This is a genomic window from Rickettsia sp. MAE-05, assembly GCF_057319745.1.
In genome coordinates this window covers 48,709-75,108 of the sequence record NZ_JBLTIO010000002.1, presented here as the reverse complement: position 1 = coordinate 75,108, position 26,400 = coordinate 48,709, and the positions used below count along the sequence as shown (strand labels likewise).

The following is a 26,400-nucleotide window of genomic DNA, read 5'->3' as shown; positions in this document are numbered from 1 at the left end:
AGCGAAGCGACGCGGCAATCTCATGAAATAATACTCCTGAGATTGCTTCGTCAATTACTAACGTAATTTCCTCGCAATGACGGGGATGACAAAACGCAAATTATATCACAATAATTATGAATAATCAAAAATATATAAGGAACTTCTCAATAATTGCCCATATTGATCATGGTAAATCTACATTAGCTGATAGGTTAATTGAGCATTGCGGCGGGCTTCAGGCTAGGGAAATGAGCCAGCAAGTGCTAGATTCGATGGATATTGAAAAAGAGCGAGGTATAACTATTAAGGCACAAACCGTGCGGCTTGTATATAAAGCTAAAGACGGTAATACTTACTATCTGAATTTGATGGATACTCCGGGGCATGTTGATTTTGCTTATGAAGTTAGTAGGTCACTTGCTGCTTGTGAAGGGTCGTTATTAGTAGTTGATAGTACGCAAGGAGTAGAAGCCCAAACGCTTGCCAATGTTTACCAAGCAATCGAGAATGATCATGAAATTGTACCGGTGCTTAATAAGATTGATCTGCCGGCGTCAGAACCTGATCAGGTGAAGCAGCAGATAGAAGATATAATCGGGATCGATGCAAGTGAGGCTGTGCTAATCTCTGCCAAAAGCGGTATAGGTATTGATTTAGTTTTAGAGGCAATAGTAAATAAATTACCTCCACCAAAAGAAAGTAGTACTGATATTTTGAAAGCTTTGCTTGTTGATAGTTGGTATGACCCATATCTCGGGGTGGTTATTTTAGTACGTATTATTGATGGAACTTTGCGTAAGAATATGCGTATTAAAATGATGGCGACAAACTCGGTTTATACCGTCGAGAATGTCGGATATTTTACTCCAAAAAAACATATTTCGGATGTTTTACATGCAGGCGAAATCGGTTTCTTTACTGCTTCTATAAAGCAAGTAGCGGATTGTAAAGTCGGAGATACTATAACTGATGAGAAGAAACCTTGCGAGCAAGCACTGCCTGGCTTTAAGCCGAACCTACCCGTAGTGTTTTGCGGGCTTTACCCAACAGATAGTGCAGAATTCGAGCATCTAAAGGATTCGCTCGCTAAATTACGCCTTAATGATGCCAGCTTTGAGTATGAAATGGAAAGCTCGTCAGCCCTTGGAGTAGGCTTTAGGTGTGGTTTTTTAGGGCTATTACATTTAGAGATAATCCAAGAACGTTTAAGTAGGGAATTCGATTTAGATTTAATCACTACTGCTCCAAGTGTGGTGTATAAAATTCATATGCGGGACGGTGAGAGCTTAGAGATTCATAACCCTGCGGATTTACCTGATTTACAAAAAATCGAATCGATGGAAGAGCCGTGGATTAAGGCAACTATAATGGTACCTGATGAGTTTTTAGGTGCGGTATTATCACTTTGTACGGAAAAAAGAGGTGTGCAACTCGATCATAGCTATATAGCAAACAGAGCTAAAATAGTTTATAAATTGCCCCTTAATGAGATAGTTTACGATTTCTACGATCGTTTAAAAAGCTGTTCTAAAGGTTATGCAAGTTTTGAATGGCAAATGGATGTTTATGAACCTTCTGAACTTGTTAAGCTTGGGATTTTGGTTAACGCAGAGGCGGTTGATGCACTGTCCACAATCGTACATCGCTCACGTGCCGAGCAGAGGGGTAGGGCGTTATGCGTGCGGTTAAAGGATTTAATTCCAAGGCAGCAGATTGATATAGCAATTCAAGCAAGTATCGGTAGCCGTATTATTGCTCGTGAGACTATTAAAGCCCTACGTAAAGATGTTTTATCTAAATGCTACGGTGGTGATATAAGCCGTAAACGTAAGCTTCTTGAGAAGCAAAAAGCAGGTAAAAAGAGAATGAGACAGTACGGTAATATCGAAATCCCGCAATCTGCTTTTATCGCAGCGTTGAAAATTGGGGATGAGTAAACTTTTTTTATTTTATATAAAGAAAACGCTAGACGTTATAATAAAGATTTGTTATAAGAAGTTATCTAAAAATTTTTAGATAACTTCTATATTCCTCGGTAGCTCAGTGGTAGAGCAAACGGCTGTTAACCGTTCGGTCGCTGGTTCGAGTCCGGCCCGGGGAGCCATTCCGTACAGTTGGCTACTTTTTCAAGTTCATTGAACGGGAAAGCCAAGGAGTAATCAAGGTTTCAGCCCTTCAGTTGCAAGTTCTGAAATATTGAGAAATACAATACTTATACAGACTTCTTGACATACCCTTAAATTTCCTATCCTTATATTACTTCTCCTCTATATTTGTAACAGTACCTTCACAAATCACAAATTAATTTTTAACTTTATAAAACCTTGATGACTTTGATATTGCTTCTGTAAGTGGCAGTTATATTCTAGTAGAACACTTACATTATCTTTTTCCGTCAAGACGCTTGCACCAATATTATAACCTATTTTAGGTTGTTTTGGTAAAGCAACTGTTTCATTGATTTCTTTATCTTTCCATTTTACCTTAGTATGAAGTTTTTTACTTGTATTGTGAAAGTAATTTTCTACAGATGCTTGTAATGCCGGAGTAATACTTATGTTCTTATATATTTTTTGCGGGGTTAAAATTACTTTTCCACCTAAAACACTGCTCCATAAATTATGTTTTTTGGCTGCTACGCTTAAACTCTGTATACCGGTATTGACCATCCTTAGAATAACCGTACTTTATACCAATATTTGGAGTAAGTGAAATACTACTATTCAAGAGATAATTATAACTTAACAAGCCTTCAAAATTGTAATTATTATTTTTATATTTACCGTTGGCAATAGTACCCAAGCGGTTAATTTTACTATTTATTATATTATGGGTCATGCCTCCATATTGCAGTTACGCCTATTAAAAAGCTATACGTTCAATAAGAGTACCAATAACCTTATCATGAATATCCAATGACTTGGAAAAGCAGATTGTCTTACGTGCAAGCCTCTTGCATCTCGTTCTAAGGTTCAAGTTACTTCGTTCTATCCGTTGAGTGTATTTTTTACTGATAATATGCTTTTTAGGGTCTAATAACCTAGCATAACTCCCCCATCCATCCTACTTTTAACGAAATCTTATCCAAGGCATACCAAAGCCATCGTTGTCTGGATTTATTCTGTACATAAGACCATTGTTCATCTATCTCAGGAGCAATAATTACTTTTGTTGTACTGATAGAATGATTTATTGTTTTTAATACTAGATTTTTTAAAACACGGATAACTGTATTGATACCCACTTTTAATACTCTTACTGTATCTCTAACTCCAGAGCCGTTGATTGACATTTCTACTATTTGCTCCTTAACTCCAGGCTTAGATGCATTATTAATATACTCCAATTGAAAATATCGATTACACCGCTTGCATTGATATCTCTGTTGTTTTGAAATTGAATATCCTGACTTTATTACTTCTTCTGTGTTGTTATAATATCTACACTTAACATCTATTTTTGCCATAACTCCTTAACTATAATTCTCTCTTATTACTGTTTGAGGATTATAGACTATTTACTCTAAACTGCAATACGGAGGCACGACCGAAAAATTAGTGCAGAGGAAAGCTTGAATCTATTAATTAATGAAAAACGACATGATACGGTATTAATAAAGTTCTTTGACAGAATGCATAATTTACAAACTTTAGGTGCTAAATCACCTGAAAAAATGAGGAAAGTTATAGAGGAAAGTTTAATTAGTTTTGTAAAAATTGCTATGTATATAGAGGCACATGAAATAAAACAGCAATTAATTAAACTGTGCTACAAAAATCTAGGTATGGATTTTAATAAACCTCAAATAGCTTTTCAGGATAATTTCCAGCTTCTTTCTCCAATTTTTTAAAGTAGTTTACACCATACCAAAATCCTAAGGTAACAGGTACCAAAATTACCATCACTCCCCAATGGTCTAAATATTTTATTAACAAAATACTTCCAAAGGTTGTTATTGTAAATACAGCAGCTCTAGATAAAGCAAAAGAAAAACTAGCATATGTAAATCTTCTTAAAACTGGTAAATATTTGCAAAAGATAGGGAAAGCAGGACTCATAAAACATCCAAATAGCATTATAAATCCTTGAATAAAAAATACTTGAAGCGGTGAAGTAAGATTATATAGTAAATAAGGACATATAAGAATAAAAATACCAAATATTATAAGTTTAATTTTTATAATCTTTAAAGGATATATTTTACAGCTAAGATAAACTAGCATAAAAGCTCCAAATAATTCTACTGCTGCTACAAATAAATTCTGATGAATAATTTCTGCAGGGCTATAATTAAAAGTATTTTTTAATATATTAGCACAATAAATATATGATACATAAAATGCTACAGGACCTGCACAATCTAATAAAAAAAACGCTATAATAGTTTTAATATTACTTTTATCTTCTTAGGATCAATATTAGCTTGTTCTAAAGTTTTTCTTAAATACCGTTTAGTATCCACAAACTCCGGTGTCTCTCTAAGTGAAGTTCTTCCGATGACTCCTACTATAGCGATTCCAGCACCTATTAAAAAAGCTATACGCCAACTAAAACCAAATGAAGTAACTAAAGAAGCTAAGCATAATGCTCCAAAACCACCTAATATACAAAAACTATCTAAAGTTGCTACGGCTGGATATTGTACAGGTGGTTTAATAAATTCAGTTAAATATACATCGGCTCCTATTACTTCCCCCATTGAGGACATGCCTTGTGCCATACGGCACGCTATCATAACCTATGTAGCTACAATTCCTATTTCATCATAAGTTGAAAGATTTGCCATAATAAAACAAGCTATAGCCATAAGCAAAGTAGTTATTATTATAGTTGATTTTCTTCCTATATTATCACCAAGCCAACCAAAGATTAATGCTCCTATAGGTCTAAATACATATGTTGAACATCATGCAGCTGCTTCATAGATTAGAGCAGTCTGAGGATCAGCTTTAGGAAAAAATAGCTCGTTGAGAAGCACGGCCATATGTACATATAAATATAAATCAAAATATTCAAGAAAAGTTCCGATAGACAAAATACCTAATGCTTGTTTTTGTTCTCTATTTAAACTTGTTTGTGCTTTCTCATAGCCGAGCATAAATTCTTTATAAAAAATTAAATTGTAAAGAAATCTATACTGTTCAAAATAAAAGTCAATAGGAAATTTCGCTTTACACGATAAATAAGAAAGTGAAGTGCAACTTATTATTAATTTATATTATCAATTTTATAAATATAATTGAACTAGTTTAAAGTGGTATGTCCGTGTACCTGAGCATTCATCACAAGCCCAAAGCCTATTAGCATGGATGCGATCATTGTTCCGCCGTAAGAAATAAATGGCAGTGGTACGCCTACTACGGGAAGCAAGCCCATAACCATAGCTATATTAATAAATACGTGACTAAATAAAATCGAAGTAATACCTATTACCATTAATTTACTAAAAATCTCTCGGCAATTTGCGGCAATTAATAAAGAAATAGTTATAAGTGCAAAATATAATATTAGTAAAAACATTCCTCCTATAAAGCCGAATTCTTCAGCGAAAGTAGCAAAGATAAAGTCTGTTTGATGTTCGGGAAGAAAATCTAAATGACTTTGGCTACCTTGATTTAAACCTCGTCCAAATAAGCTACCTGAACCTATAGCGATTTTAGATTGAATAATATTATAGCTAGCACCGAGCGGATCGTGTTCAGGGTCTAAAAACACCATTACCCGTTTTTTTTGATAATCATACATCATATTCCAAGCAATAGGCAGGCTAATAAGAGCAGCAAGACCTAGTATTATAAAATATTTTATTCTAAAACCTGCTGCAAAAAATATAATTGTGGAAACAATTAAGACAATCATTCCCGTACCTAAATCCGGTTCTCTAATTATTAGAAAAGCCGGTATTAAAACTCCAATAATCGGTATGATAACTTTGTGAAATTTTGTAAGATCATCGATTGTGAGTGAATGAAAATATCTAGCAAGCATTAATACAACGGCGATTTTTATCGGTTCGGAAGGCTGAAGCTTAACTATACCGATATCAATCCATCTTTTACCGCCCATGGCAGTTGAACCGAAAAGCTCCACGGCTGCTAGTAAAGCAAGTACACAAAAATAGAAAATATATGATAATCTGAAGATTATACGCAAATCTATCAATGCAACAACAATAGCTAACGGCAAGAATATACAAAAATTTATAATTTGTTTGTAAGCCCAGGGTTGCAAATTGCTATTCGCTGCAGAATAAAGCACAACAAAACCAATGCAGCAAATTAAGCTAATTAGTAAAATTAAAGTAATCGGTAATTTTTGTAATTGTTCTAGATAATTTTTGTGCATGGTTTTTTGCAATCAGTAAATAATATGGTGATAGACGAAGTTTAATTTGGAAAAGAGCAAGGCGTTTTATATTTTTTGACCGCAGCGTACATACTAGTACGTGAGGATCAAAAAATATGAAACAACGATGCCAATTTTTTAAATTAAACGAGTATATCAAATACCTTAAAAATAAATGCTAATTCGTCAGCTATCTCCTTCAAATAATCAAAGCGACCGGCAGAACCCTTATGTCCCGTATCCATATTCGTTTTTAATAATAAGGGATTATTGTCTGTTTTTAGTTCTCGTAATTTTGCTACCCATTTAGCAGGTTCCCAGTAACCTACACGTGGGTCGGATATACCGCAAGTAATGAATAGAGCAGGATAGTTTTGTGCTTTTACGTTATCATAAGGAGAATATGATTTAATATATTCAAAATATTCTTTCTCTTTCGGATTACCCCATTCATTATATTCTAAAAGAGTTAGAGGTAAGCTTTCATCAAGCATGGTATTAAGTACGTCTACAAATGGTACATGAGCAACGGCTAATTTATAGAGTTCAGGTTTTTCGTTGAGGACATAACCTATTAACATACCGCCGGCACTACCGCCCATTATTACTATATTGTTGTTACTTGTATATTGCTCATTAATTAAAGCTTTACTACAAGCTATGAAGTCTTCAAAGGTTCTTTTTTTGGTTAAAAATTTTGCTGCTTCATACCAGCCATGACCTAGATCATCGCCACCTCTAATATGAGCAACTGCGTAAATAAAACCACGATCAGCAAGTGTCACTGCCGTATTTCTAAAATTGACAGGCATGCTAATCCCGTAAGCTCCGTATCCCATTAGATATAAAGGATTTGAGCCGTCTTTTTTAAATAAAGATTTTTTGTAGAATAAAGTAATAGGTACTTTTACGTCGCCATTATCTGCAAATATTCTCTCTACTTTATACTCTTCAGGATTAAAGCCTGATGGTATTTCTTGGGTCTTTAATATCGTTAATTTATCACTATCAAAATCGTAGTTATAAGTGGTATTTGGTCTTGCTAGAGAAGAGTAATTTACTCTGATATCGTCTTCCTCAAAGTTTGTAGAAAAGCTACTTGCTTGGAAACTTTCGTCAGGAAAATGAATTATTTTTTCTTGTAAATCTTTAAATTGCTTTATTTTAATTAGCGGTAAACCTTGGTCACGATAATTTAAGATTAAATAATTATTTGTAACCTCAAAGCTTTTTAAATATTTGTCTTGTTCTTCCTTAATATAAATATCATCCCAATTAGCATTTTCAAAATTATTTACCGGTAGCTTTACAATATGGAAATTTTTAGCTTTATAATTAGTTTTAATATAAAAATAATCATCATTATGTTCTACATCATAGAATATTTTATTTTCTGCAGCTCGTACTAATTTAGGCGTAAAATTATCATCCTGCATAGAAATTATGTAAATTTCATTTTCATTATGATCTCCTGAGTTTATAAAAATATATTCATTACTTGCTGATTTTTCGCAACTGATAAAATGAAGAGGGTTTTTTACCTCGAATATAAGTTTGTCTTGAGAAATATCTTCACCTAAGCGATGAAACATTACCTTATCCCAGCGTTGATTTTCATTGATAGTAATATAGAAAAAGCCGCTTAGTTGTTCATGCCAAATTATGGATGGTGCCACGTCTTTTACTTCATCAGGTAAGTATTTTTGTTCTTTAAGATTATATATTTTGATATTGTATTGCTCATTACCCGTAAAATTAACGCTGTAAGCCATTAAATTTTGATCAGGTGATATTGCGACTTTGGCAACATCGGTAAAACCGCCGTTTGGAGTAAGAAAGTTAACATCTAATATTATCTCTTCATGTGCTTCCATACTATTATGCTTCCGGCAATATATCGGATAATTTTTATTCCCCTCTACTCTATGATAATAGTAGTAGTCTTTTTTCTTAACATAAACTGACTCATCGTCTAATTTGATTCGTCCTTTTAATTCTTCAAAAATCTTTTCCTTATCCTTGTGCAGATCGGCAAAGAAATTTTCGGTATATTTATTCTCAGCCTTTAAGTAGTCTAAAATTTTAGAGTCTTCTACATTTGGCCATTTAGGATCACGCAGCCATTGATAATCATCGTTTATTGTTTGTCCGTGGGCTTCAAAGCTGTAATTTTGTTTGTCTGCAATTGGTGGTTTCATGTTATCGACCTTCGTATATGTCATTCTCAGCTAAAAGCAGGAATCTAGGGATTAAGAATGTAAATAATTTTTTATTGTTCTGGATACCGTGGTCAAGCTACTAGATGACAGAGTGTTAAAATCAAACTAATTAATAGAAATAATATAATAAATATAGCAGTTTGCTGATTATGCCAAGCAGATATTTTACCTAAAATATTATCCCAAATAACCTTAAAATTAAGATATTCTTCTGTATCTTCGGTACTGTCTGTCCTTTCTTTATATTTACCGATACTGAAATATATAAATTTTTCAATATATTGGTATAGGTCAAGGTTTATGTATTCTGTCGAAATGCGTGGTATTTTTCTAAATATTAAAGCCAATAATATTGAGGTTGCAAGGATAGCTAGTTTAAAATTAGCAGTATGTGATATTTGAACAGGGTAGAATAAACATACGCATAAAGTTATGATGCACGAGGAGAGGTAGGTTAAGTTCCTTAACGTCATTGCGAGGAAAAACGTAGTTTTGTACGCACGCAATCTCAGGATATTTGACGAGATTGCCACGCTCCTTTTAGTCGCTCGCAATGACGAGAGTAAACTCTCCATCAACAACCCAAATAATACGGTACAAGTTGCTATCTTGGAAAATATAATAATATTATTTGAATCTAAAAGATTGGCAATTCCGTCTTTGATATAAGAAGAATTAATAGGCAGTATAGATGTATATATTAATATGCTAACTACAAACCCGCCTAATAAAATAAAATTAATTTGAGTATTCTGAAGATCTTGGTAATTTTTAATACTGTATTCATCTTCTATATAAGTAAAATATAAAGCAAATAACCCATTATATAGTATATGTATGAATATAAAGCTTGTAATAAGATAAGCTATGTTTGGAGCATTTATACTAATAGCCGTTAATATAAAGCCAAGCTGTGATACGGTAAGATAACATATTAATCGTTTAAGGTTTTTCTCAATTAGAGAAAATACTAACCCGTAAATAATCATTGATATTCCAAAAAACTTAAGTATCTCAAGACCGCTAAATAATTTTAAAATGATAATTAAAGTAACTTTAGTAGTAAAACTTATTAAATATACAATACCGCTACTTGAAGCTGTAGGATAGCAATTAACCACCCAACCGTTTACAAAAATAGCTGAGGCATTAATCAAACAACCTGCAAGTATGAATATTGCCGGTAACTCAAAATTATATACTGATTCCGTTAAAGAAATAAAAGCTGTATTACCTGTTGCTTGGATTAGAAGAGTCATGCCGATCAAAATTAACCCGCTACTGAATAAATGAGTGAGGAAATATTGACGTAGCGGCTGTATCTTTAATTGGTCGCAAAAAACAATTATGCAGGCAAAAATTGTCATGAATTCAAGCGAGATTATCATAGAAATAAAATCAGCTGCAAATACGCATATAATAGAGGATAAACAGTATAAACTACCTATTAGCGTCTCAAATTTTCTATTTTGGGAAATTGTATAAAGACTTAAGATAGCAGTAACAATTAGAAATGCGAGAGCTATTAGCTGATTTTGCAGGTTAAAATCAAACATAACCTCGAAATTAGTAAGCGGAAATGTAAATTTGCTATTTTGAATAAACATTTTAATCTTTAGAAGAAACTGTTAAAACTTCTAGTCCTTGAATCCTTTTAAAGTCTTTTACATTTAGAGTTAATAGAGAATAACCATGCGTTATTGCCGTTGCTGCAATTAGCATGTCATGGGTTCCTATAGTTATACGTTGTTTATATAAATCATTAATAATACGTGCATATGTATATACTTCTTCAATACCGAAAGGTAATATAGTAAACAGACTTTTTACATATTCTATAAAAGCTAAACATTTTATACGTTTATTCTCATTATTGACTCTATCTACTCCTATTAATAGTTCAGTTAACACAATAGGGCTAATATAAGCCTGACCATAATGTGACCATTGCTTAGTACTTACCTTTCCTCTTTCTAAAGCTATGATTATAGAAGTGTCAATAATTAATCCCATCTTTCAACCAATTTTTTAATGTCTTGTCTAGTACTGCGTCTTATTTCTTCGATGTCTTTCATGAATTGATCAGCATCTTCAGGATCAAGATGTGGACCATTTTTAAAGGCTTCTTCTAAGTCTCTTACTGCTATAGAAGGCTTGGTTTCTGCAGGCGTAATCCTTGCTACGATATGGTTACCTTTTTGCACGTCAAAGCTTTCGCCTTTATAGTAAACTCTATTCATAATATCTGAAAAAGATCGTACAAATTCTGTTGCTCTAATAATTTGTGCCATATTTATCCTCAAAAATAATTGCATATTGTATGATTATATGTAAATACATAAATTATGTAAATACATATTTATGTAATATAAGCTAAAAATTCTCTGATTAAGATTTGGATAAAGTAAAATAATGTTATAGCTAAGGCACAAATGATTATACTGATTTCCATAGAGTAGGGGAGTGGTTTTGTTACACTAGATTCTACCAAAGAAGGTTTATAAATAGAGCTTAATATTTTGAGAAGGTAAAGGCTTGAGAATATACTACTAGCTATTACGACAATCATAACGATAATTTGATTCTGTTCGCTTGCAGCAAGCAATATTGAGAATTTGCTGATAAATCCGCTAAAGATGGGTATACCGATTAATGATAATGAAGAGATAGATATAATAAAAGAAATTAAAGGAAACTCTTTAGATGTTCCATGCAAATCCTGTACTTGGTCAGCTTTCTTTAAACTGTAAATACTTCCCATACTGTAAAATAAGCAGATTTTTGTAAAAGAATGCGAAACCAAATGTAAGGTGGCAGCTCCAAGTGCTTTAGGTGTTAGCATGAAAGCACTAAGTAATGCAAGGCTTAGTTGATTCATAGTGGAATAGGCGAGTATTTTTTTGATATTATCCGTGCCTAGTGCTTTGAATGAGCTGTAAAATATGCTTACTATCGGTATGAAAATTAACCAGTTAAACTCGGCAAATATCATTTGTAAATACGATAAACCGAATATATATAATAGGATTTTGTAAATACAAAATAATCCTGTTTTAACTACTATTACAGCATGCAGTAAGCTACTAACGGGGTAATGTGCAACCATTGCGGCAGGAAGCCATGAATGCACCGGAAAAATTGCAGTTTTAGCAATTCCAAAAATAAACATTAATAATAAGATAATGGATTGGCTTTGAGAAAAATAATTTTCTACTAGGCTGCCGCTTGCAAAATCTCCGTTACCGGTTTTAGCATAAATAATTATCAGTGCTGGTAAAAATAATATTGTGGCAGAAATCATCAGAATTTTTAGATATTTATATAACCCACTAAGTACTATATTATTTTTGGTATGTCCTATTAAAAAAGCTGTAGAAATAGTTAGAAGCTCATAACAAATGAACATAGTGAATAAATTGCTAGATAAGGCAATTAAAACGCCAATTAGAATAGTTAAGTTAAAGAAAAATAAGAATCTAGAAGAGTGTTCTATATTATTAATAGCAAGATATTTAGGGGTGTAAAGTAAAGTACAAATCCATAAAAATCCTATTAAGCTCAAGAATATAAGTCCTAAAGGTTCAAGGTGGAATCCTATAGAGTAATTACCGAATATATTAAATTCAAAGCCTGCTCTAATACCTTTTAAAAACAACCAATCTATAATTAAAATATTACCGAAGAAAAAAATAGCGATAGTAATAAGCAAAAAATTACGTATAAAACTATCTTTTTTAGTGGCATACGGACTAGTTAAGTTTAATGCACCAACTAGCAAAGTTGATAGAATCAAAAGACTCGGAGTAGTAAATTGTGTAATCATGATAAGCTATTATACTTTTTTTGATAGTATCCTGTATGGCTTTTTATGTCATTCCTGCGAAAGCAGGAATCCAGTACTTAAAAGCTTTTTTGAAAATTTTATCTTAAAAAAAACTATATAATAAAAAATCTTAAAAATTAAGATTTTTTAGCCTGGATCCCCGCCTTCGCGGGGATGACATTAAAGGTTACTGGATTCCCGTTTTTGCGGGAATGACAATAGTACCATTTTATAATGATAAAATAGTGATCCTACGGAGCTTAGTAAGATTATAACAAAATCTAATAATAGTTTTTGTCTAAATAATAATTCGAGAATATTTATTTTGATAAAAAATAATGGGCTGATAGGTAAGCCGCAGCTGCAAATAATAATAATTATGGTTAAAATTTTGTTAGAATTCTTTTTATAGCTTTCATTATAAGCATCTATCAAGAAAAGAGCTATTTTATTTATACTGTCCGCAAGTAATAAGCTCGGTAAAATTATTATACCGCCCTTCGTAACATATAATAGGAATACATAACCTATTTGAGTAAAACATGAATAAATTATAATATTCTTGAAGTCTTTTGCTCGGTAAGCAAAGTACGGAGCTATAATAAGAGTAGCTAAAGCTATAGGTCTTATAAAATTTGCAATAGTGGATTTAATTGTCTCATAGCCTATAATAATATAAGTAAATTTGTATATTATATATATTCCTATTATAGTAGAAATCCCTGCTAAATATACTAAAATAACCGAAGCCGTGTTATTATAAGCTCTCATCATCCAAAAGTGCATAGGGAAAAAAGCTGTTTTTAAAATAGCCCCTATTAAGAAAAAGCAGGTAGCCATAGTGATTATACGAGAGTTATGATGTTCTTGTAGATAAGTTGCAACATCATACATATTTAAGCTACCTGTAATACTTAGCAAAAATCCTATGGCTATAAGAATAAGAGTCGCTCCAATACTCCCCATGATTAAATAATCAAAAGCTCCGATTAAAGATTTTGGATTATTACCTGAGGCTATCAATACATAGCTACTAAGTGCCGAAATTTCTATAAACACATATAAATTAAAGAAATCATTAGTACTAATCATTCCTAAATAGCCCGTATGAGCAAATAATAATATACCGTAAAATAAAGATTTTCTATTGTTGTTGATATATTTTAAGATTGTTCGATTAGTAATCTTATGACAAAAAACTAAAAAGAATAATAAAACCAAGTTAAGATAAATAATAATAGCTTGGTTTAGTGAATTTAGCCGATATTCTATTCCTATTTCTGAAGTCCATCCTCCCATGGTGTAAGATAGCTCCGTATTTTGTATAATGCTATATCCATAAACACTGACCAAAAGGCTAGATAAAATGCAAATCGTAGTAATTACTCGTGCAATGGCGGTAAAGCGAAAAGATATTATTGAGAGTAAAGCCCCGAATAAAGGAAGTAATATTTGTATGATAGGGAAATGGTTAACTAGAATCATGGAAGTTTATTCTCCATCGTCATTGCGAGCAGCCGTAGGCTGCGTGGCAATCCCGTCAAATGTCCTGAGATTGCTTCGTCAATTACTTCGTAATTTTCTTGCAATGACGATTTGGTATAGAATAACATAATTGAAAAAATCATTTATCAAAATTAATTTCATTTTCTGATATTGTACCAAAATGTTTATAAATTTGATATATTAAACTTAAAGCTACGCTAAGAGTAGCAAACCCAACTACTATAGCAGTGAGCATTAATACATGAGGCAAAGGGCTAGTGTAAGTAGTTAGCCCATCTTGTAAAATAGGTACACCGCCTGTTTTAATTTTTCCGATACTTAAATAAAATACTAATACCGAACTTTGAAATATTCCAAGCCCGATAATTTTATGAATATAATTACGGCTTGTAAGCATTATAAATAAGCCGCTAGTTAGTAAAATCAAAGTAAGAAAGTATATTAAATGTGACATTACATTGTCATACCGTGGCCCCGCCACGGTATCCAAAAAAAATTTAAAAAAGACTGAATCCCGTGGTCAAGCCACGGGATGACAGAGGTAAACCTGAACCACGCACGCAACAATACCTCCTCGCAATGACATTGGTAGACATTAATACGCTTTGAAAGACTGATTAAATACGCATGTGACTTTTTTACCCTTACGTATAGCGAGCTTAGGAAAAACCTGTTCAAGGATCACCATATTAGGATTATCTTGAGCAAGGCGATAATTTACTAAAGATTCTCGAAGTGAATCATCTACAGCAAAAATACCGGAAATTTCAGCGTTTTTATCTCTAAATTGTAGATAAGTAAACTCGCCGTCGTCAAAAATTTTAATAGGTGCTATTTCTTCGCTGCCGCTAATATAATAATTAAAGTTATATTTTTCAGGATGAGTAAGATCGGGACTGGCTAGGGAAGCAGAAAAAGTTTGCATATGACCGCTCATATTGTCATTTTCGTCATCCGGGTAAAGAAACTTTACGTTAAAGACCATTTCAGGATCACGCATATCAAGAGTTTCGGCGGCATATAGTTCAAAGAAATAAGTCCGTTTATTAGTAATTAAAGTCATATTAGTAGTAGCATCCGGTTCCATCGGTTTAATAAAAATCCTATGACCAGCAGGTACTATTTGCCATGAAGTAGTATCTCCCATAGAAATACTGACTATTTCCTCGTCTCTTGCTAGTTCTATACTTGCTTGATAGCCGTAATACCCTGTGAATTTGAAAACATCGTCAGGGTTATAAGTCATAACTCTTAGACGCGGGTCTCGACCTAGAGGTCGTGATATAGTAAGAGCAAATACATCTAATGTAAGTATTATAAAAGTACAAAATATTATTAGTTGCTTCATATTATTTCTGATTTTTATTCCTTAATAACTTTAGCTTGTAACTAGTAACGGTAAAATTGAAGGGCATATCAGGTGATGTACTTGTACTGATAGAATCCATTATAAATCCGATTCTTGCTTCCCATACCATATTTTCTAAAATTTCACCCGTACTATTTTGTGCCAATGATTCAAAAGTAACAACTGCCTCGTTATCGTTTATATTGTTAATTGATAATATATTAATTGAGCGTCTATATAGTTTTTGATATCTTATGACCGGTGATAATGAGTTATCAATATTCATAAAATTAGCAAATTGCATATAAACAATACTCGTAGAAGCATTTTTGATAAAGGTAAATTGTTCTTTTAATATATCGTAATTGTATTCTTCTCGTTGTTTTACATAATTCTGAAGCATAATATTTGCAACAGAGATATAAGGATTGGCGAGTGCTGAATGTTTAGTATTAGTAACGGTAGCTTGTTTTTCGGCATCATCTTTTATTAAATAACTTACCTTTTCGTTTATTGGTAGCAATATGTTGATATTTATACAAATTAAGGTTAATAATAAGGTAAAAATCGTGCATATTAAAAGCAGAAGACTTCTATGACTTAACGGTAAGATATACTTAAAATTATACCATTTTCTTGCATCAATAAAATATTCGCCGGATTTTATATATTCTTGTATTGCGTTGGTTAATGGGTCCATAATTACTAGATTAATATCTAATTTTATTCTGTTTTAACTCTATCATAATTATTATAATATGATTATAATTTGTTAATTTAATGTTATTTAAGCTATAAAATAAGTTTATATTGTTGCTACAATACCAAATATTGTTTAACTTTAAAATTAAAATAAATTATAAATTAAAATTATACAATAACAATTATTGATGGTAGTTATTATGTTGTACTCGTCCCACTTGAAAAATTGGCGACAATGTCTTTACAAGTCCGCAGTAGCCACGTATTAAGTATACGCTCTGCTCTCAAGTTGAACTTCGTATAACTACTCTTTATTTACTTCAGAGTATAATAGTTTACAATCTTTTTAATATTTTTTTATATTTATAAATAGATTTTTTCAAAAAATGCTTGTGAACTATTGTATAGTAAGGTAATTTTAAAATAGTAACAAGATAATTTAATAATGTATAATTAGAATGTTAAAATCATTAAAGTTTCTATTAGTATTAATTATGCTTGCTCAATTACTGTCATGTACCCCTTCAGCTCCTTATGAAATTAAAAGCCCATGCGTTTCTGCTGATATAGATGATGGATCGAGTTTAAGCGTAAATCCTTGTATAAGAAGACCAGTTAATTCAGTAAATATAGCATAAAAGTAATAGTTTTACACAATAACAATGTAATAATAAAAATACCTTTGATATGAATAATATATTTGGCTTCTTTAAATCAAGTAACAACTCGAAAAGCGGTTCAGGAGATACACAAAATCAAGAAAGTATTAAATCAGCTAATCCTTTAAAAATTACTCAGAATTGGTATGAAGAGCGATCTGATAAGTTAATTGTTCAACGTAACTTACTTATCATATTAATAATACTACTAACCATTTTTATGGTTATATCAACTTTAGTAATAGCATTTGTAGTAAAATCTAAACAGTTTGATCCTTTTGTTATTCAGCTTAATAGTAATACCGGACGTGCCTCGGTGGTAGAACCTATTTCATCACCGGTATTAACGGCGGATGAGTCTCTTACAAGGTATTTTATAAAGAAATACATAACGGCACGGGAAACATATAATCCAGTTGATTTTGCAACGATAGCTCGTACGACAATAAGATTATTTTCAACAAGCGGTGTTTATTATAATTATCTTGGCTATATAAGAAATAAAGATTTTGATCCTACGATAAAATATAAAGAAGATAATACTACATTTTTAGTAATAAAATCATGGTCAAAAATCGCAGCAGATAAATATATAGTTAGATTTTCCGTAAATGAAACATCAGGAAGCCAATTAGTTTATAATAAAATAGCGGTAGTAAGTTATGCTTATGTGCCTATGCAATTAACAGATTCAGAACTTGACATAAATCCGGTAGGGTTTCAAGTTAACGGATATAGGGTAGACGATGACAATAGTTAGATTTTATTTTTTAGTTTTTATATTATTAAGTGGTTTTACAGTACAACGAGAATGTCCACTTGTAGATGATCCATGTAATAATAGTAGTAATAATTATGTAGATGATTTATCTATAACTAAAGATAATAGGATAAAAACTTATATATATAATCCAAATGAAGTTTATTTATTAGTTTTGCATTTTGGCTTTCAATCGCATATAGAATTTGCTAAAAATGAAGAAATCCAAAATATAATTCTTGGGGATGCTTATGCTTGGAAAATAACTCCTTTGGCAAATAGATTATTTATTAAGCCTCTTGAAAAAGATATCCGTACAAATATGACTATTATAACTAATAAAAGAACTTATGAATTTGATATCGCTTCTACGGAACTTATGATGGGTAATGAAAGGGATTTAGTATATGTAATTAAATTTTACTATCCTAAGAAAAATGGTAATTACATGGCAAGGTTTTAATCGATGTCATTGTTGTGTAGATACGTCATTGCGAGGGAAAACTGTAAGTTTTGACGAAGCAATCTCAGGAGTTTGTTATTATTTCATGAGATTGCCGTGCAGTCTACGACTGCTCGCAATGACGGAAAAACTGATTCACGCGGGGAATGAAAACAAGAACACTTTAACTAATATAATTTAGATATGGCTGAAGAGCAAAATAATAATGATAATAATAATACCGGTTCTTTATCAGGAGCAGATGCTCCTGAAGTACAGAGAGAATTATCAAAAGTTTCAGTTAGCTTTAATAAGAGTATTGCGATAGTAGTCGTAATTTGCGGTATTTTTATATATATTTTTTATACTCTTTTTTTCGCTAATAAAAAAGAAGAAATACCGGAGACTCAAGTGCCGACTAATATTGTAAAACCTGTTACTGATGTTGATGATAATATTCCGGAGATTCCAAAGTTACCTGATCCGCCTAAGCTTGAGACACCTACTGCTCCACCACCACCTCCTCCTCCGGTAGTAGAAGTTCCACCGGTCTTACCTCCTACTACTCCTGTAGAAGAGAATAAAGACAAAACGCTTCCATTGCCGCCGGTTTCGTTGCCTTCGACTTCAGGAACGTTAGTTGAGAGTGATGCAGAGAAGCAACGTCGTGAAGCAAAAAGAAAATCAGCTATAGTATTAGTTGGTGGTGTAGAGCCTAAAAAAACACAGGAACAGATTACGGCAGAAGCGACTTTTAAAGATCGCGGTGATATGTCTTTGGTTCTTGGACGCGGTAAATTAATTGATGCAGTACTTGAAACGGCAATAAATAGTGATCTCGGCGGTGAAATAAGAGCCATTATTAGTAGAGACGTATTTTCTGAGAAAGATAAAGTTATATTGATACCGAAAGGATCAAAAATATTCGGTAAATATGCAACCTCAACTGATTCGAGCAGTTATGGTAGAGTATCTATAATATGGGATAGAATAGATTTGGCCAACGGTTATACTATAGAATTTGACTCCCCTGCAGTTGATAATTTAGGTAGACCTGGACTACAAGGGAGAGTCGATAATAAATATAAAGAACAATTTGCAAATGCCGTATTACAATCCGGCTTTAATATAGGTCTTGCTAAAGTTCTTGATAAGTTAGTGCCGCCTCCTATAGATTCACAGGCAGCAGCTACCAATAGTGCTACGGCAACACAATTGTTAAATACTGCTCAAACTATTGCGGCTAATACCGCTATGGATGCAAATACTAGGATAGTTACAATTTGTACTAATATACTTGCTGCTATTACCGATAAAACTTCGACTGCTTATACTACTATGACTCAAGCATGTACAACAGCACAAACTGCTTCTTCAGCGAATACTGCTGAGCAGAGACTTCAAACCTTAGTGCAGGCAGTTAATACGGCAGCTTCAAGTTTGCTTACTACTACCTCTATAGCATCGACTCCGACACAAGCACAACAAGCTTCTACTCAAGCTTTTACGGATGTGACGAATGTTGTACAAAATATGATAACTCAGCAGCAGTTTAAGCCGACGACAACGGTTAATCAAGGTACGCCGGTTAGAATATACGTTAATAAGGATTATAAATTCCCAAAAGCCGTTTTATTAAAATCAAAGGTAATGAAATGAATGAAGAATTTGCAGCCTTAGAGACGTTTTTACTTCCTTTTAAAAATTTATTTGCTGAAGACGGTATTAACGAGATTATGGTTAATAAGCCTGGGGAAGCATGGGTTGAAAAAAAAGGCGATATATATTCTAAGCAAATACCGGAATTGGATAGTGAACATCTACTTTCATTAGGGCGTTTAGTTGCTCAATCTACCGAACAGATGATTTCGGAAGAAAAGCCTTTACTTTCCGCAACTTTGCCGAACGGTTATCGTATTCAAATAGTATTTCCTCCTGCTTGTGAGATAGGACAAATCATTTATTCTATAAGAAAGCCTAGCGGTATGAATCTAACTTTAGATGAATATGCTAAAATGGGAGCATTTGATGATACTGCAACAGAGAGTTTAGTAGATGAAGATGCAGTAATTTTAAATAATTTCTTAGCCGAAAAAAAGATTAAAGAATTTATTAGACATGCAGTTGTTTCAAAGAAAAATATCATAATTAGCGGCGGTACTTCAACCGGTAAAACTACTTTTACTAATGCTGCACTTACTGAAATACCTGCAATAGAAAGATTAATTACTGTAGAAGATGCTCGTGAGGTTGTGCTATCAAGCCATCCTAACAGAGTGCATTTACTTGCTTCCAAAGGAGGACAGGGACGTGCAAATGTTACTACTCAAGATTTAATAGAGGCATGTTTGCGTTTAAGACCGGATAGAATTATAGTAGGTGAGCTGCGAGGTAAGGAAGCTTTTAGTTTTTTGCGTGCTATTAATACAGGTCACCCCGGTTCAATATCAACACTGCATGCGGATAGTCCCGCTATGGCTATTGAGCAGTTAAAGCTTATGGTTATGCAAGCAGATCTTGGTATGCCGCCTGACGAAGTAAAGAAGTATATTTTAACCGTTGTAGATATCGTTGTGCAGTTAAAACGCGGTAGCGGTGGGAAAAGATATGTTTCAGAGGTTTACTATAAGAAGAATAAGAATGCTGAGGGTATGGTGTAGCGAAAGCGTCATTGCGAGGAGATGCGTAGCATCGACGCGGCAATCTCAGGAGTTTTATACTACTTCATGAGATTGCCGCACTCACTTCGTTCGCTCGCAATGACGTAAAAATTACTCCACGCAAAAACTAACATATAAGTAAAAACTAGGAATATCAATTCATGGAATGGCATAAGATACTTAAAGTTACTAGGAATATATTCGGTCATGCTATAATTCATCCGGTTGTTATTTTTTGTACCATTTGGATAAGCGGTGCATTTGTTGCAATTTTTACTAATGAGGTTGGAGCTTTAGGTGTAGATATAAATGCTATAAATATTGCTTATAAGTGGGCTTACTGGCTTATTAACGTTTGGGGGCAGTTAAAAATTGCCGACTATAATTATTTAAAATTGAAGCTACTTGCATCTCTTCTTGGTCCTGCTATTGTTGTCATAATATTTTACATTAAAAATTTTGAAAGAATAAAATCATTACAATTTTTTGAGCAACCGGAAAAAGTATATGGAGATGCTAGCTGGGCTAATCCGTCAGATATAGAGGCTGCTGGTCTTAGATCCAAAAAAGGTATGTTAATAGGTGTTGATGCCAGTGGATATTTTGTTGCAGATGGGTTCCAGCATGCTTTATTATTTGCTCCTACAGGTTCAGGTAAAGGTGTGGGTTTTGTGATACCTAATCTGTTATTTTGGAGTGATTCAGTAGTAGTACATGACATAAAACTCGAAAATCACGGTTTGACGAGCGGTTGGCGTGAGAAACAAGGTCAGAAAGTTTTTGTATGGGAGCCTTCTAATCCCGATGGTATTACGCATTGTTACAATCCGATTGATTGGGTTAGTACTAAGCCCGGGCAGATGGTTGATGACGTGCAGAAAATTTCAAATCTTATAATGCCGGAAAAGGATTTTTGGAATAATGAAGCACGAAGTTTATTCTTAGGTGTAACTTTATATTTAATAGCCGATCCTACTAAAACTAAATCTTTCGGTGAAGTAGTGCGTACCATGAGAAGTGACGACGTAGTTTATAATCTAGCGGTCGTACTCGATACGCTTGGCGGTGTAATACATCCTGTTGCATATATGAATATTGCTGCGTTTTTACAAAAAGCCGATAAAGAGCGTTCGGGTGTAATATCTACAATGAACTCATCGCTTGAATTATGGGCAAATCCGCTTATTGATTCTGCTACTGCATCTTCTGATTTCAATGTACAAGAATTTAAAAAAGTCAAAACAACCGTATATGTAGGGTTAACACCCGATAATATACAGCGTTTACAAAAATTAATGCAGGTGTTTTATCAGCAGGCGACAGAATTTTTAAGCCGTAAAATGCCGGATTTAAAGGAAGAGCCGCATGGAGTAATGTTCTTGCTTGATGAGTTCCCGACACTTGGAAAGATGGATACTTTTAAAGCCGGTATAGCTTATTTTAGAGGTTATAGAGTTCGGTTATTTTTGATTATTCAAGATACGCAGCAGTTAAAAGGAACATATGAAGATGCGGGGATGAACTCTTTCTTATCTAATGCAACATACCGTATTACTTTTGCTGCTAATAACTATGAAACGGCAAATTTAATATCACAGCTTGTCGGTAATAAGACGGTAGAACAAAGATCATTTAGTAAACCTTTATTTTTTGACCTTAATATTTCTACTAGAACCCAAAACGTTTCTCAAGTTCAAAGAGCTTTACTTTTACCTCAAGAAGTAATACAGTTACCGAGAGATGAGCAAATTGTTTTAATAGAATCCTTTCCGCCTATAAAATCTCGTAAAATTAAGTATTACGAAGATAAGTTTTTTACTAGTAGATTATTACCGCCGACTTTTGTACCTACTCAAGTACCTTTTGATCCTAGGGCAAATAATAATGAGGCTCAAGAAGAGACTGAAACAACAACTGCTCCGGAAAATAATGAGTAAGATCCAAAAATGCGTTCAGCTATTATTGATATCGGTTCAAATGCTTTAAGAGCTGTAGTTTATGAAAGTGATGAGCTTGGAGCTCCGGAAATTTTTAATTATAAATTTAGAAATTATCTTACAAATTTACTTAATTTAGATAATTTAGACGTAAAACATCAAACATATTTATCTCTACAATATCTTATCCATATTCTTACCAAACTGTCTGTTACTAATATTAGATGTGTTGCAACAGCTATACTTAGGGGGCATCCTAAAGCAGATGAATTCAAAGCTATAATTAAAAAGAGATTCAATATTGATATTGAAATTATCTCAGGTGAACGTGAAGCTTATTTAACTGCTGCCGGATTAATTTCCGGTATTAGTGATGCTTTCGGTATTGTAGCCGATCTTGGGGGTGGAAGTCTTGAGCTTGCTCAGATTGGAAATAAAAAAGTCGGTAAATTAAAATCATTGCCGCTCGGTACAAAAATTATTGCTAGTAGCAATTTTGGTGATGTTGGGCTGATTACTAAAATGCTAGAGGAAGAATTTGGAGCTGCACACCTTGAAATTCTCTAGTTTTTTCAGGCGGTGCATTACGTCTAATGAGCCGTATATATATGGAGTCTATAAATTATCCCCTTAAAAATTTACATAATTTTGAAATAAATCGTGTAGAGTTTGAGTTATATTTAGAGAAATTATCGCAAATCGATAAATTAAAGCTGAGTTATTACGAGCAGAAAGCCATAAATTATAATGCAGTTCTAGTAATAAAAGCGATGATTAAGGTATTTTCACCGGAAAAGATTATTATCTCAAATTACGGTTTAAAAGAAGGAGTAAGATTTGATTCGTTACCGTCTCATGAAACAGAAAAAGATATTATTTATGAGAGGGTGAAGAGATTAGTAAAATTTGATAGAAATATATGTAAAATTGAAAAATATATTGAAGCAGTACAATATCTTTTAATTAATTCCGATGCTACGACTCTTATTATTATTGAACTCGCTATAATGCTAGCACAATATAATAAAAATATTGATAAAACGCTCAGAGCAAATTTTGTTTCGGAATTTATACTATCTTCAGACATTCCTTTTAGTATAGACAGCGCCTTATGCTCGGCATTGCTCTTACGGTTACTTATACTGCTAAAACTGACATGCAGATTAATAAAATAGCTAAGAAAATGATTAGTAAAAATGATTATTACAACAGTCATATAATCGGTTATTATATAAAAATTGCTAGAGAAATTGATGGACCGGAATTCCAAGAACCTTCTTTTTCGATTAAATTAAAAGACGATAAATTTTTACAAATTAATGCTTCAAATATCTTGCCTAAACAAGTTTTTGAAAAGGTTTGTGAACGTTTAAAAGATATAAGTTCTGCTAGAAAAAATATTAGTTATAATTTTAGTGATTAATTGTTTTTTGATCCCGTGGTCAATCCTATAGTACCGGACATTTTTTTTAAAGATCCCAATGTCATCCCCGCGAAAGCGCACAACTGTCCGAAGTTGAAAAATAAGTAGAGTAAGCAATTGTTTTTACAACTATTGCTGGTAGTATTTTTAGTGTTTTACGTTAAAAATACCATTTTTAGCTATTAAATAGCTTTTGTTCATTTTAACTTCGGACAGTTGTGGCGAAAGCGGGGATCCAGACTAAAAAATCTTTAATTTTAAAGATTTTTTATTACATAGTTTTTGTAAAATAAAGCTTTTTTTAAAAGCTTTATTTTACTGGATTCCCGCCTACGCGGGAATGACATAGAACAAAAATTGTCCGGTACTATAGGTCAAGCCATGGGATGACATCGAGTGTGTTTTCCGGGCTACACAACAAGACATTCCTGCTTTCGTAGGAATGACATCGAAATCTTTTTAAAAACTGTCCGGTACTTATTTTAAGTTCTCTTAGTCTACCTCCCAAATCATTATATAATCCTGAAAACAACAAATATATTAGGATATATGATAAAAAATTATTGGAAAAAATTTTGGAAGAATAGTACTACTAAATCACAAAATTTTATTGAACTAAACGACATTGCATACGGGAACTTAAAAAGAGTTAAGGTAGGCATAGAAGCTTATCGTGAAAATGTTATAGTATATAGATGTATTAATTTAATTGCTCAATCGGCGGGACATGTGCCGTGGAAAGTGCTTAAAAGTAAAACCGGAGAAGTAATATCAGAGCATCCGGTACATTATTTACTAAAAAGACCGAATCCTGAAAAAGCCGGAGCGGATTTTTTTAGTGAGTTAATCGCAAGCAAATTATTATTCGGTAATAGTTATATTTTATCAACTCTGGATTCATATCCTAAAGAAATTTATTTACTACCGGCTCTTGCTACTGAGCTTGTTATAGAACATGACAATATAGTTGCTTATAGATATAAAAGTAGCAAAGGTGATAGGATTTATAAGATTGACCATATAGCTAAGATGAGTAGAGTCTTGCATCTAAAAAACTATCATCCTCTAGATCAGCATTACGGGTTATCTTGTTTAGAAGCTGCTTCGCTTCCTATAGATTTACATCAACAATCTTCTTATTGGAATCATTCATTATTACAAAACGGGGCGAGACCTTCCGGTGCATTAATAGTAAAAGATAGTAACGGTTATCTTAGCGATGAACAGTTTGAAAGATTGCAAGCTCAATTATCAGAGAAATTTAGCGGTAATAGTAATGCCGGTAAGCCTTTGCTGCTTGAGGGAGGGCTTGGCTGGCAAGAAATGAGTATCAACCCAAAGGATATGGATTTCATTGAATCTAAAAACTCTGCGGCAAGAGAAATAGCTTTAGCATTTGGAGTGCCGCCGCAGTTACTAGGTATTAACGGCGATAACACCTATAGCAATATGCAGGAAGCTCGCCTTGCTTTATGGGAAGAAACGCTAATCCCTTTACTTGATAAAATTGCGGATAGTATGAGTAATTGGTTTTCATATCTTTTTAAGGAAGATATTATTATTGATTTTGATCGTGATTCTATATCTGCATTAACCGAAAAGCGTGAAAATTTATGGGCTAAAATCTCTAATGCTAATTTTATGACTTTAAATGAAAAAAGAGCTTTTGTCGGACTTCCACCGATTATAAACGGTGATAGATTATGACTAAAGATATTAGCGATACGTTAAATAATTTGTATGACCTTATAGCGAGGCTCATTATTCTACTCGAAGATGAATTAGTACGTATTACGCTGCATAAAAATGAAAATAATATAATAGATACTAAAAATGGGTCATGCCTCCATATTGCAGTTACGCCTATTAAAAAGCTATACGTTCAATAAGAGTACCAATAACCTTATCATGAATATCCAATGACTTGGAAAAGCAGATTGTCTTACGTGCAAGCCTCTTGCATCTCGTTCTAAGGTTCAAGTTACTTCGTTCTATCCGTTGAGTGTATTTTTTACTGATAATATGCTTTTTAGGGTCTAATAACCTAGCATAACTCCCCCATCCATCTGTATAGTAAAAAGTCACCTTGAAATTCTCTAGTTTTTTCAGTAATGATTCTAATGTGCTATCACATCTTGTACCAAACGTATAAGCAACTACTTTTAACGAAATCTTATCCAAGGCATACCAAAGCCATCGTTGTCTGGATTTATTCTGTACATAAGACCATTGTTCATCTATCTCAGGAGCAATAATTACTTTTGTTGTACTGATAGAATGATTTATTGTTTTTAATACTAGATTTTTTAAAACACGGATAACTGTATTGATACCCACTTTTAATACTCTTACTGTATCTCTAACTCCAGAGCCGTTGATTGACATTTCTACTATTTGCTCCTTAACTCCAGGCTTAGATGCATTATTAATATACTCCAATTGAAAATATCGATTACACCGCTTGCATTGATATCTCTGTTGTTTTGAAATTGAATATCCTGACTTTATTACTTCTTCTGTGTTGTTACAATATCTACACTTAACATCTATTTTTGCCATAACTCCTTAACTATAATTCTCTCTTATTACTGTTT

The 26,400-nt window shown here is 33.0% G+C and carries 24 protein-coding genes, 1 tRNA gene and 3 pseudogenes; 12 read left to right on the top strand and 16 right to left on the bottom strand.

The annotated features are described in order from the left end of the window. The first annotated feature begins 116 nt into the window (after nt 1-116). Nucleotides 117-1,919 (top strand): translation elongation factor 4, encoded by a 1,803-nt coding sequence (lepA, locus tag ACNFN7_RS03950; RefSeq protein WP_485440943.1) that lies wholly within the window; start codon nt 117-119, stop codon nt 1,917-1,919. Nucleotides 1,920-2,011: 92 nt separating this feature from the next. Then, nucleotides 2,012-2,086 (top strand) — tRNA-Asn (locus tag ACNFN7_RS03945). A gap of 190 nt (nt 2,087-2,276) precedes the next feature. Here ACNFN7_RS03945 and ACNFN7_RS03940 read toward each other — a convergent pair. The 12 genes and pseudogenes from ACNFN7_RS03940 to ACNFN7_RS03885 form a co-directional block, all read right to left on the bottom strand. Further along, nucleotides 2,277-2,651: an autotransporter outer membrane beta-barrel domain-containing protein gene (locus ACNFN7_RS03940; RefSeq protein WP_485440942.1), complete on the bottom strand. Its 375-nt coding sequence runs from the start codon at nt 2,649-2,651 to the stop codon at nt 2,277-2,279. 193 nt (nt 2,652-2,844) lie between these two features. Continuing rightward, nucleotides 2,845-3,448 (bottom strand): annotated as a pseudogene (locus ACNFN7_RS03935) (IS1 family transposase). A gap of 325 nt (nt 3,449-3,773) precedes the next feature. Next, the gene (locus ACNFN7_RS03930; RefSeq protein WP_485440941.1) at nt 3,774-4,205 is read right to left on the bottom strand and encodes a proline/betaine transporter; all 432 of its coding nucleotides are present in this window, start codon (nt 4,203-4,205) and stop codon (nt 3,774-3,776) included. Between the two features lie 152 nt (nt 4,206-4,357). After that, nucleotides 4,358-4,828: pseudogene (locus tag ACNFN7_RS03925) on the bottom strand (MFS transporter). Nucleotides 4,829-4,888: 60 nt separating this feature from the next. Beyond that, nucleotides 4,889-5,080 carry a hypothetical protein gene (locus ACNFN7_RS03920; RefSeq protein WP_485440940.1) on the bottom strand — a complete coding sequence of 64 codons (192 nt, stop codon included), beginning with the start codon at nt 5,078-5,080 and terminating at the stop codon, nt 4,889-4,891. A gap of 146 nt (nt 5,081-5,226) precedes the next feature. Further along, complete coding sequence (gene rodA / locus ACNFN7_RS03915; protein WP_485440939.1) at nt 5,227-6,327, bottom strand: rod shape-determining protein RodA; 1,101 nt, start codon at nt 6,325-6,327, stop codon at nt 5,227-5,229. Nucleotides 6,328-6,470: 143 nt separating this feature from the next. Next, a complete protein-coding gene (locus tag ACNFN7_RS03910) occupies nt 6,471-8,525 on the bottom strand; it encodes a S9 family peptidase (protein ID WP_485440938.1) in 2,055 nt (684 codons plus the stop codon). A 92-nt stretch (nt 8,526-8,617) separates the two neighbouring features. Beyond that, complete coding sequence (locus ACNFN7_RS03905) at nt 8,618-10,102, bottom strand: proton-conducting transporter transmembrane domain-containing protein (RefSeq protein ID WP_485441232.1); 1,485 nt, start codon at nt 10,100-10,102, stop codon at nt 8,618-8,620. 52 nt (nt 10,103-10,154) lie between these two features. After that, nucleotides 10,155-10,559: a ribonuclease VapC gene (vapC, locus tag ACNFN7_RS03900; protein WP_011270789.1), complete on the bottom strand. Its 405-nt coding sequence runs from the start codon at nt 10,557-10,559 to the stop codon at nt 10,155-10,157. Continuing rightward, the gene (gene vapB / locus ACNFN7_RS03895) at nt 10,550-10,861 is read right to left on the bottom strand and encodes a type II toxin-antitoxin system antitoxin VapB (RefSeq protein WP_011270790.1); all 312 of its coding nucleotides are present in this window, start codon (nt 10,859-10,861) and stop codon (nt 10,550-10,552) included. Before vapB ends, vapC begins: the two co-directional genes overlap by 10 nt. A gap of 44 nt (nt 10,862-10,905) precedes the next feature. Further along, a complete protein-coding gene (locus ACNFN7_RS03890) occupies nt 10,906-12,369 on the bottom strand; it encodes a proton-conducting transporter transmembrane domain-containing protein (RefSeq protein ID WP_485440937.1) in 1,464 nt (487 codons plus the stop codon). A gap of 180 nt (nt 12,370-12,549) precedes the next feature. After that, entirely contained in the window at nt 12,550-13,854 is a 1,305-nt protein-coding gene (locus ACNFN7_RS03885) for a proton-conducting transporter transmembrane domain-containing protein (protein WP_485440936.1), read from the bottom strand. On the opposite strand from ACNFN7_RS03885, the gene ACNFN7_RS03880 reads away from it, so the two are divergent. After that, nucleotides 13,736-13,984, top strand: coding sequence for a hypothetical protein (locus tag ACNFN7_RS03880; RefSeq protein ID WP_485441256.1), 249 nt, complete (start codon nt 13,736-13,738; stop codon nt 13,982-13,984). The genes ACNFN7_RS03885 and ACNFN7_RS03880 overlap by 119 nt on opposite strands. Nucleotides 13,985-13,993: 9 nt before the next feature. Here ACNFN7_RS03880 and ACNFN7_RS03875 read toward each other — a convergent pair whose 3' ends face one another. The 3 genes from ACNFN7_RS03875 to ACNFN7_RS03865 form a co-directional block, all read right to left on the bottom strand. After that, the gene (locus ACNFN7_RS03875; RefSeq protein WP_039594911.1) at nt 13,994-14,329 is read right to left on the bottom strand and encodes a Na+/H+ antiporter subunit C; all 336 of its coding nucleotides are present in this window, start codon (nt 14,327-14,329) and stop codon (nt 13,994-13,996) included. 141 nt (nt 14,330-14,470) lie between these two features. Continuing rightward, nucleotides 14,471-15,223 (bottom strand): P-type conjugative transfer protein VirB9, encoded by a 753-nt coding sequence (gene virB9 / locus ACNFN7_RS03870; RefSeq protein ID WP_008580257.1) that lies wholly within the window; start codon nt 15,221-15,223, stop codon nt 14,471-14,473. A 1-nt stretch (nt 15,224) separates the two neighbouring features. Further along, the gene (locus ACNFN7_RS03865) at nt 15,225-15,923 is read right to left on the bottom strand and encodes a VirB8 family type IV secretion system protein (RefSeq protein WP_485440935.1); all 699 of its coding nucleotides are present in this window, start codon (nt 15,921-15,923) and stop codon (nt 15,225-15,227) included. 460 nt (nt 15,924-16,383) lie between these two features. Between ACNFN7_RS03865 and ACNFN7_RS03860 the strand changes: the two genes are divergently transcribed. From ACNFN7_RS03860 to ACNFN7_RS03820, 9 genes and pseudogenes are all read left to right on the top strand, one after another. Then, nucleotides 16,384-16,563: a DUF2706 domain-containing protein gene (locus ACNFN7_RS03860; RefSeq protein ID WP_011270796.1), complete on the top strand. Its 180-nt coding sequence runs from the start codon at nt 16,384-16,386 to the stop codon at nt 16,561-16,563. A gap of 49 nt (nt 16,564-16,612) precedes the next feature. Next, nucleotides 16,613-17,344, top strand: a complete 732-nt coding sequence (locus tag ACNFN7_RS03855) for a VirB8 family type IV secretion system protein (protein WP_485440934.1) — start codon at nt 16,613-16,615, stop codon at nt 17,342-17,344. Next, nucleotides 17,331-17,807, top strand: coding sequence for a TrbG/VirB9 family P-type conjugative transfer protein (locus tag ACNFN7_RS03850; protein WP_218460835.1), 477 nt, complete (start codon nt 17,331-17,333; stop codon nt 17,805-17,807). Before ACNFN7_RS03855 ends, ACNFN7_RS03850 begins: the two co-directional genes overlap by 14 nt. A 183-nt stretch (nt 17,808-17,990) precedes the next feature. Continuing rightward, nucleotides 17,991-19,445 carry a TraB/TrbI/VirB10 family type IV secretion system protein gene (locus ACNFN7_RS03845; protein ID WP_485440933.1) on the top strand — a complete coding sequence of 485 codons (1,455 nt, stop codon included), beginning with the start codon at nt 17,991-17,993 and terminating at the stop codon, nt 19,443-19,445. Further along, nucleotides 19,442-20,446: a P-type DNA transfer ATPase VirB11 gene (gene virB11 / locus ACNFN7_RS03840; protein WP_485440932.1), complete on the top strand. Its 1,005-nt coding sequence runs from the start codon at nt 19,442-19,444 to the stop codon at nt 20,444-20,446. Before ACNFN7_RS03845 ends, virB11 begins: the two co-directional genes overlap by 4 nt. A 161-nt stretch (nt 20,447-20,607) precedes the next feature. Continuing rightward, complete coding sequence (locus ACNFN7_RS03835; protein ID WP_485440931.1) at nt 20,608-22,383, top strand: type IV secretory system conjugative DNA transfer family protein; 1,776 nt, start codon at nt 20,608-20,610, stop codon at nt 22,381-22,383. 9 nt (nt 22,384-22,392) lie between these two features. Further along, a pseudogene (locus ACNFN7_RS03830) lies at nt 22,393-23,806 on the top strand (Ppx/GppA phosphatase family protein). 549 nt (nt 23,807-24,355) lie between these two features. Next, nucleotides 24,356-25,513, top strand: coding sequence for a phage portal protein (locus ACNFN7_RS03825; RefSeq protein WP_485440930.1), 1,158 nt, complete (start codon nt 24,356-24,358; stop codon nt 25,511-25,513). Beyond that, nucleotides 25,510-25,695 carry a hypothetical protein gene (locus tag ACNFN7_RS03820; RefSeq protein ID WP_485440929.1) on the top strand — a complete coding sequence of 62 codons (186 nt, stop codon included), beginning with the start codon at nt 25,510-25,512 and terminating at the stop codon, nt 25,693-25,695. The genes ACNFN7_RS03825 and ACNFN7_RS03820 overlap by 4 nt, the downstream gene beginning before the upstream one ends. Here the strand turns inward: ACNFN7_RS03820 and ACNFN7_RS03815 are convergent. Further along, the gene (locus ACNFN7_RS03815; RefSeq protein WP_485440928.1) at nt 25,673-26,365 is read right to left on the bottom strand and encodes an IS1 family transposase; all 693 of its coding nucleotides are present in this window, start codon (nt 26,363-26,365) and stop codon (nt 25,673-25,675) included. The two genes, ACNFN7_RS03820 and ACNFN7_RS03815, sit on opposite strands and share 23 nt — an antisense overlap. Nucleotides 26,366-26,400: the final 35 nt, after the last annotated feature.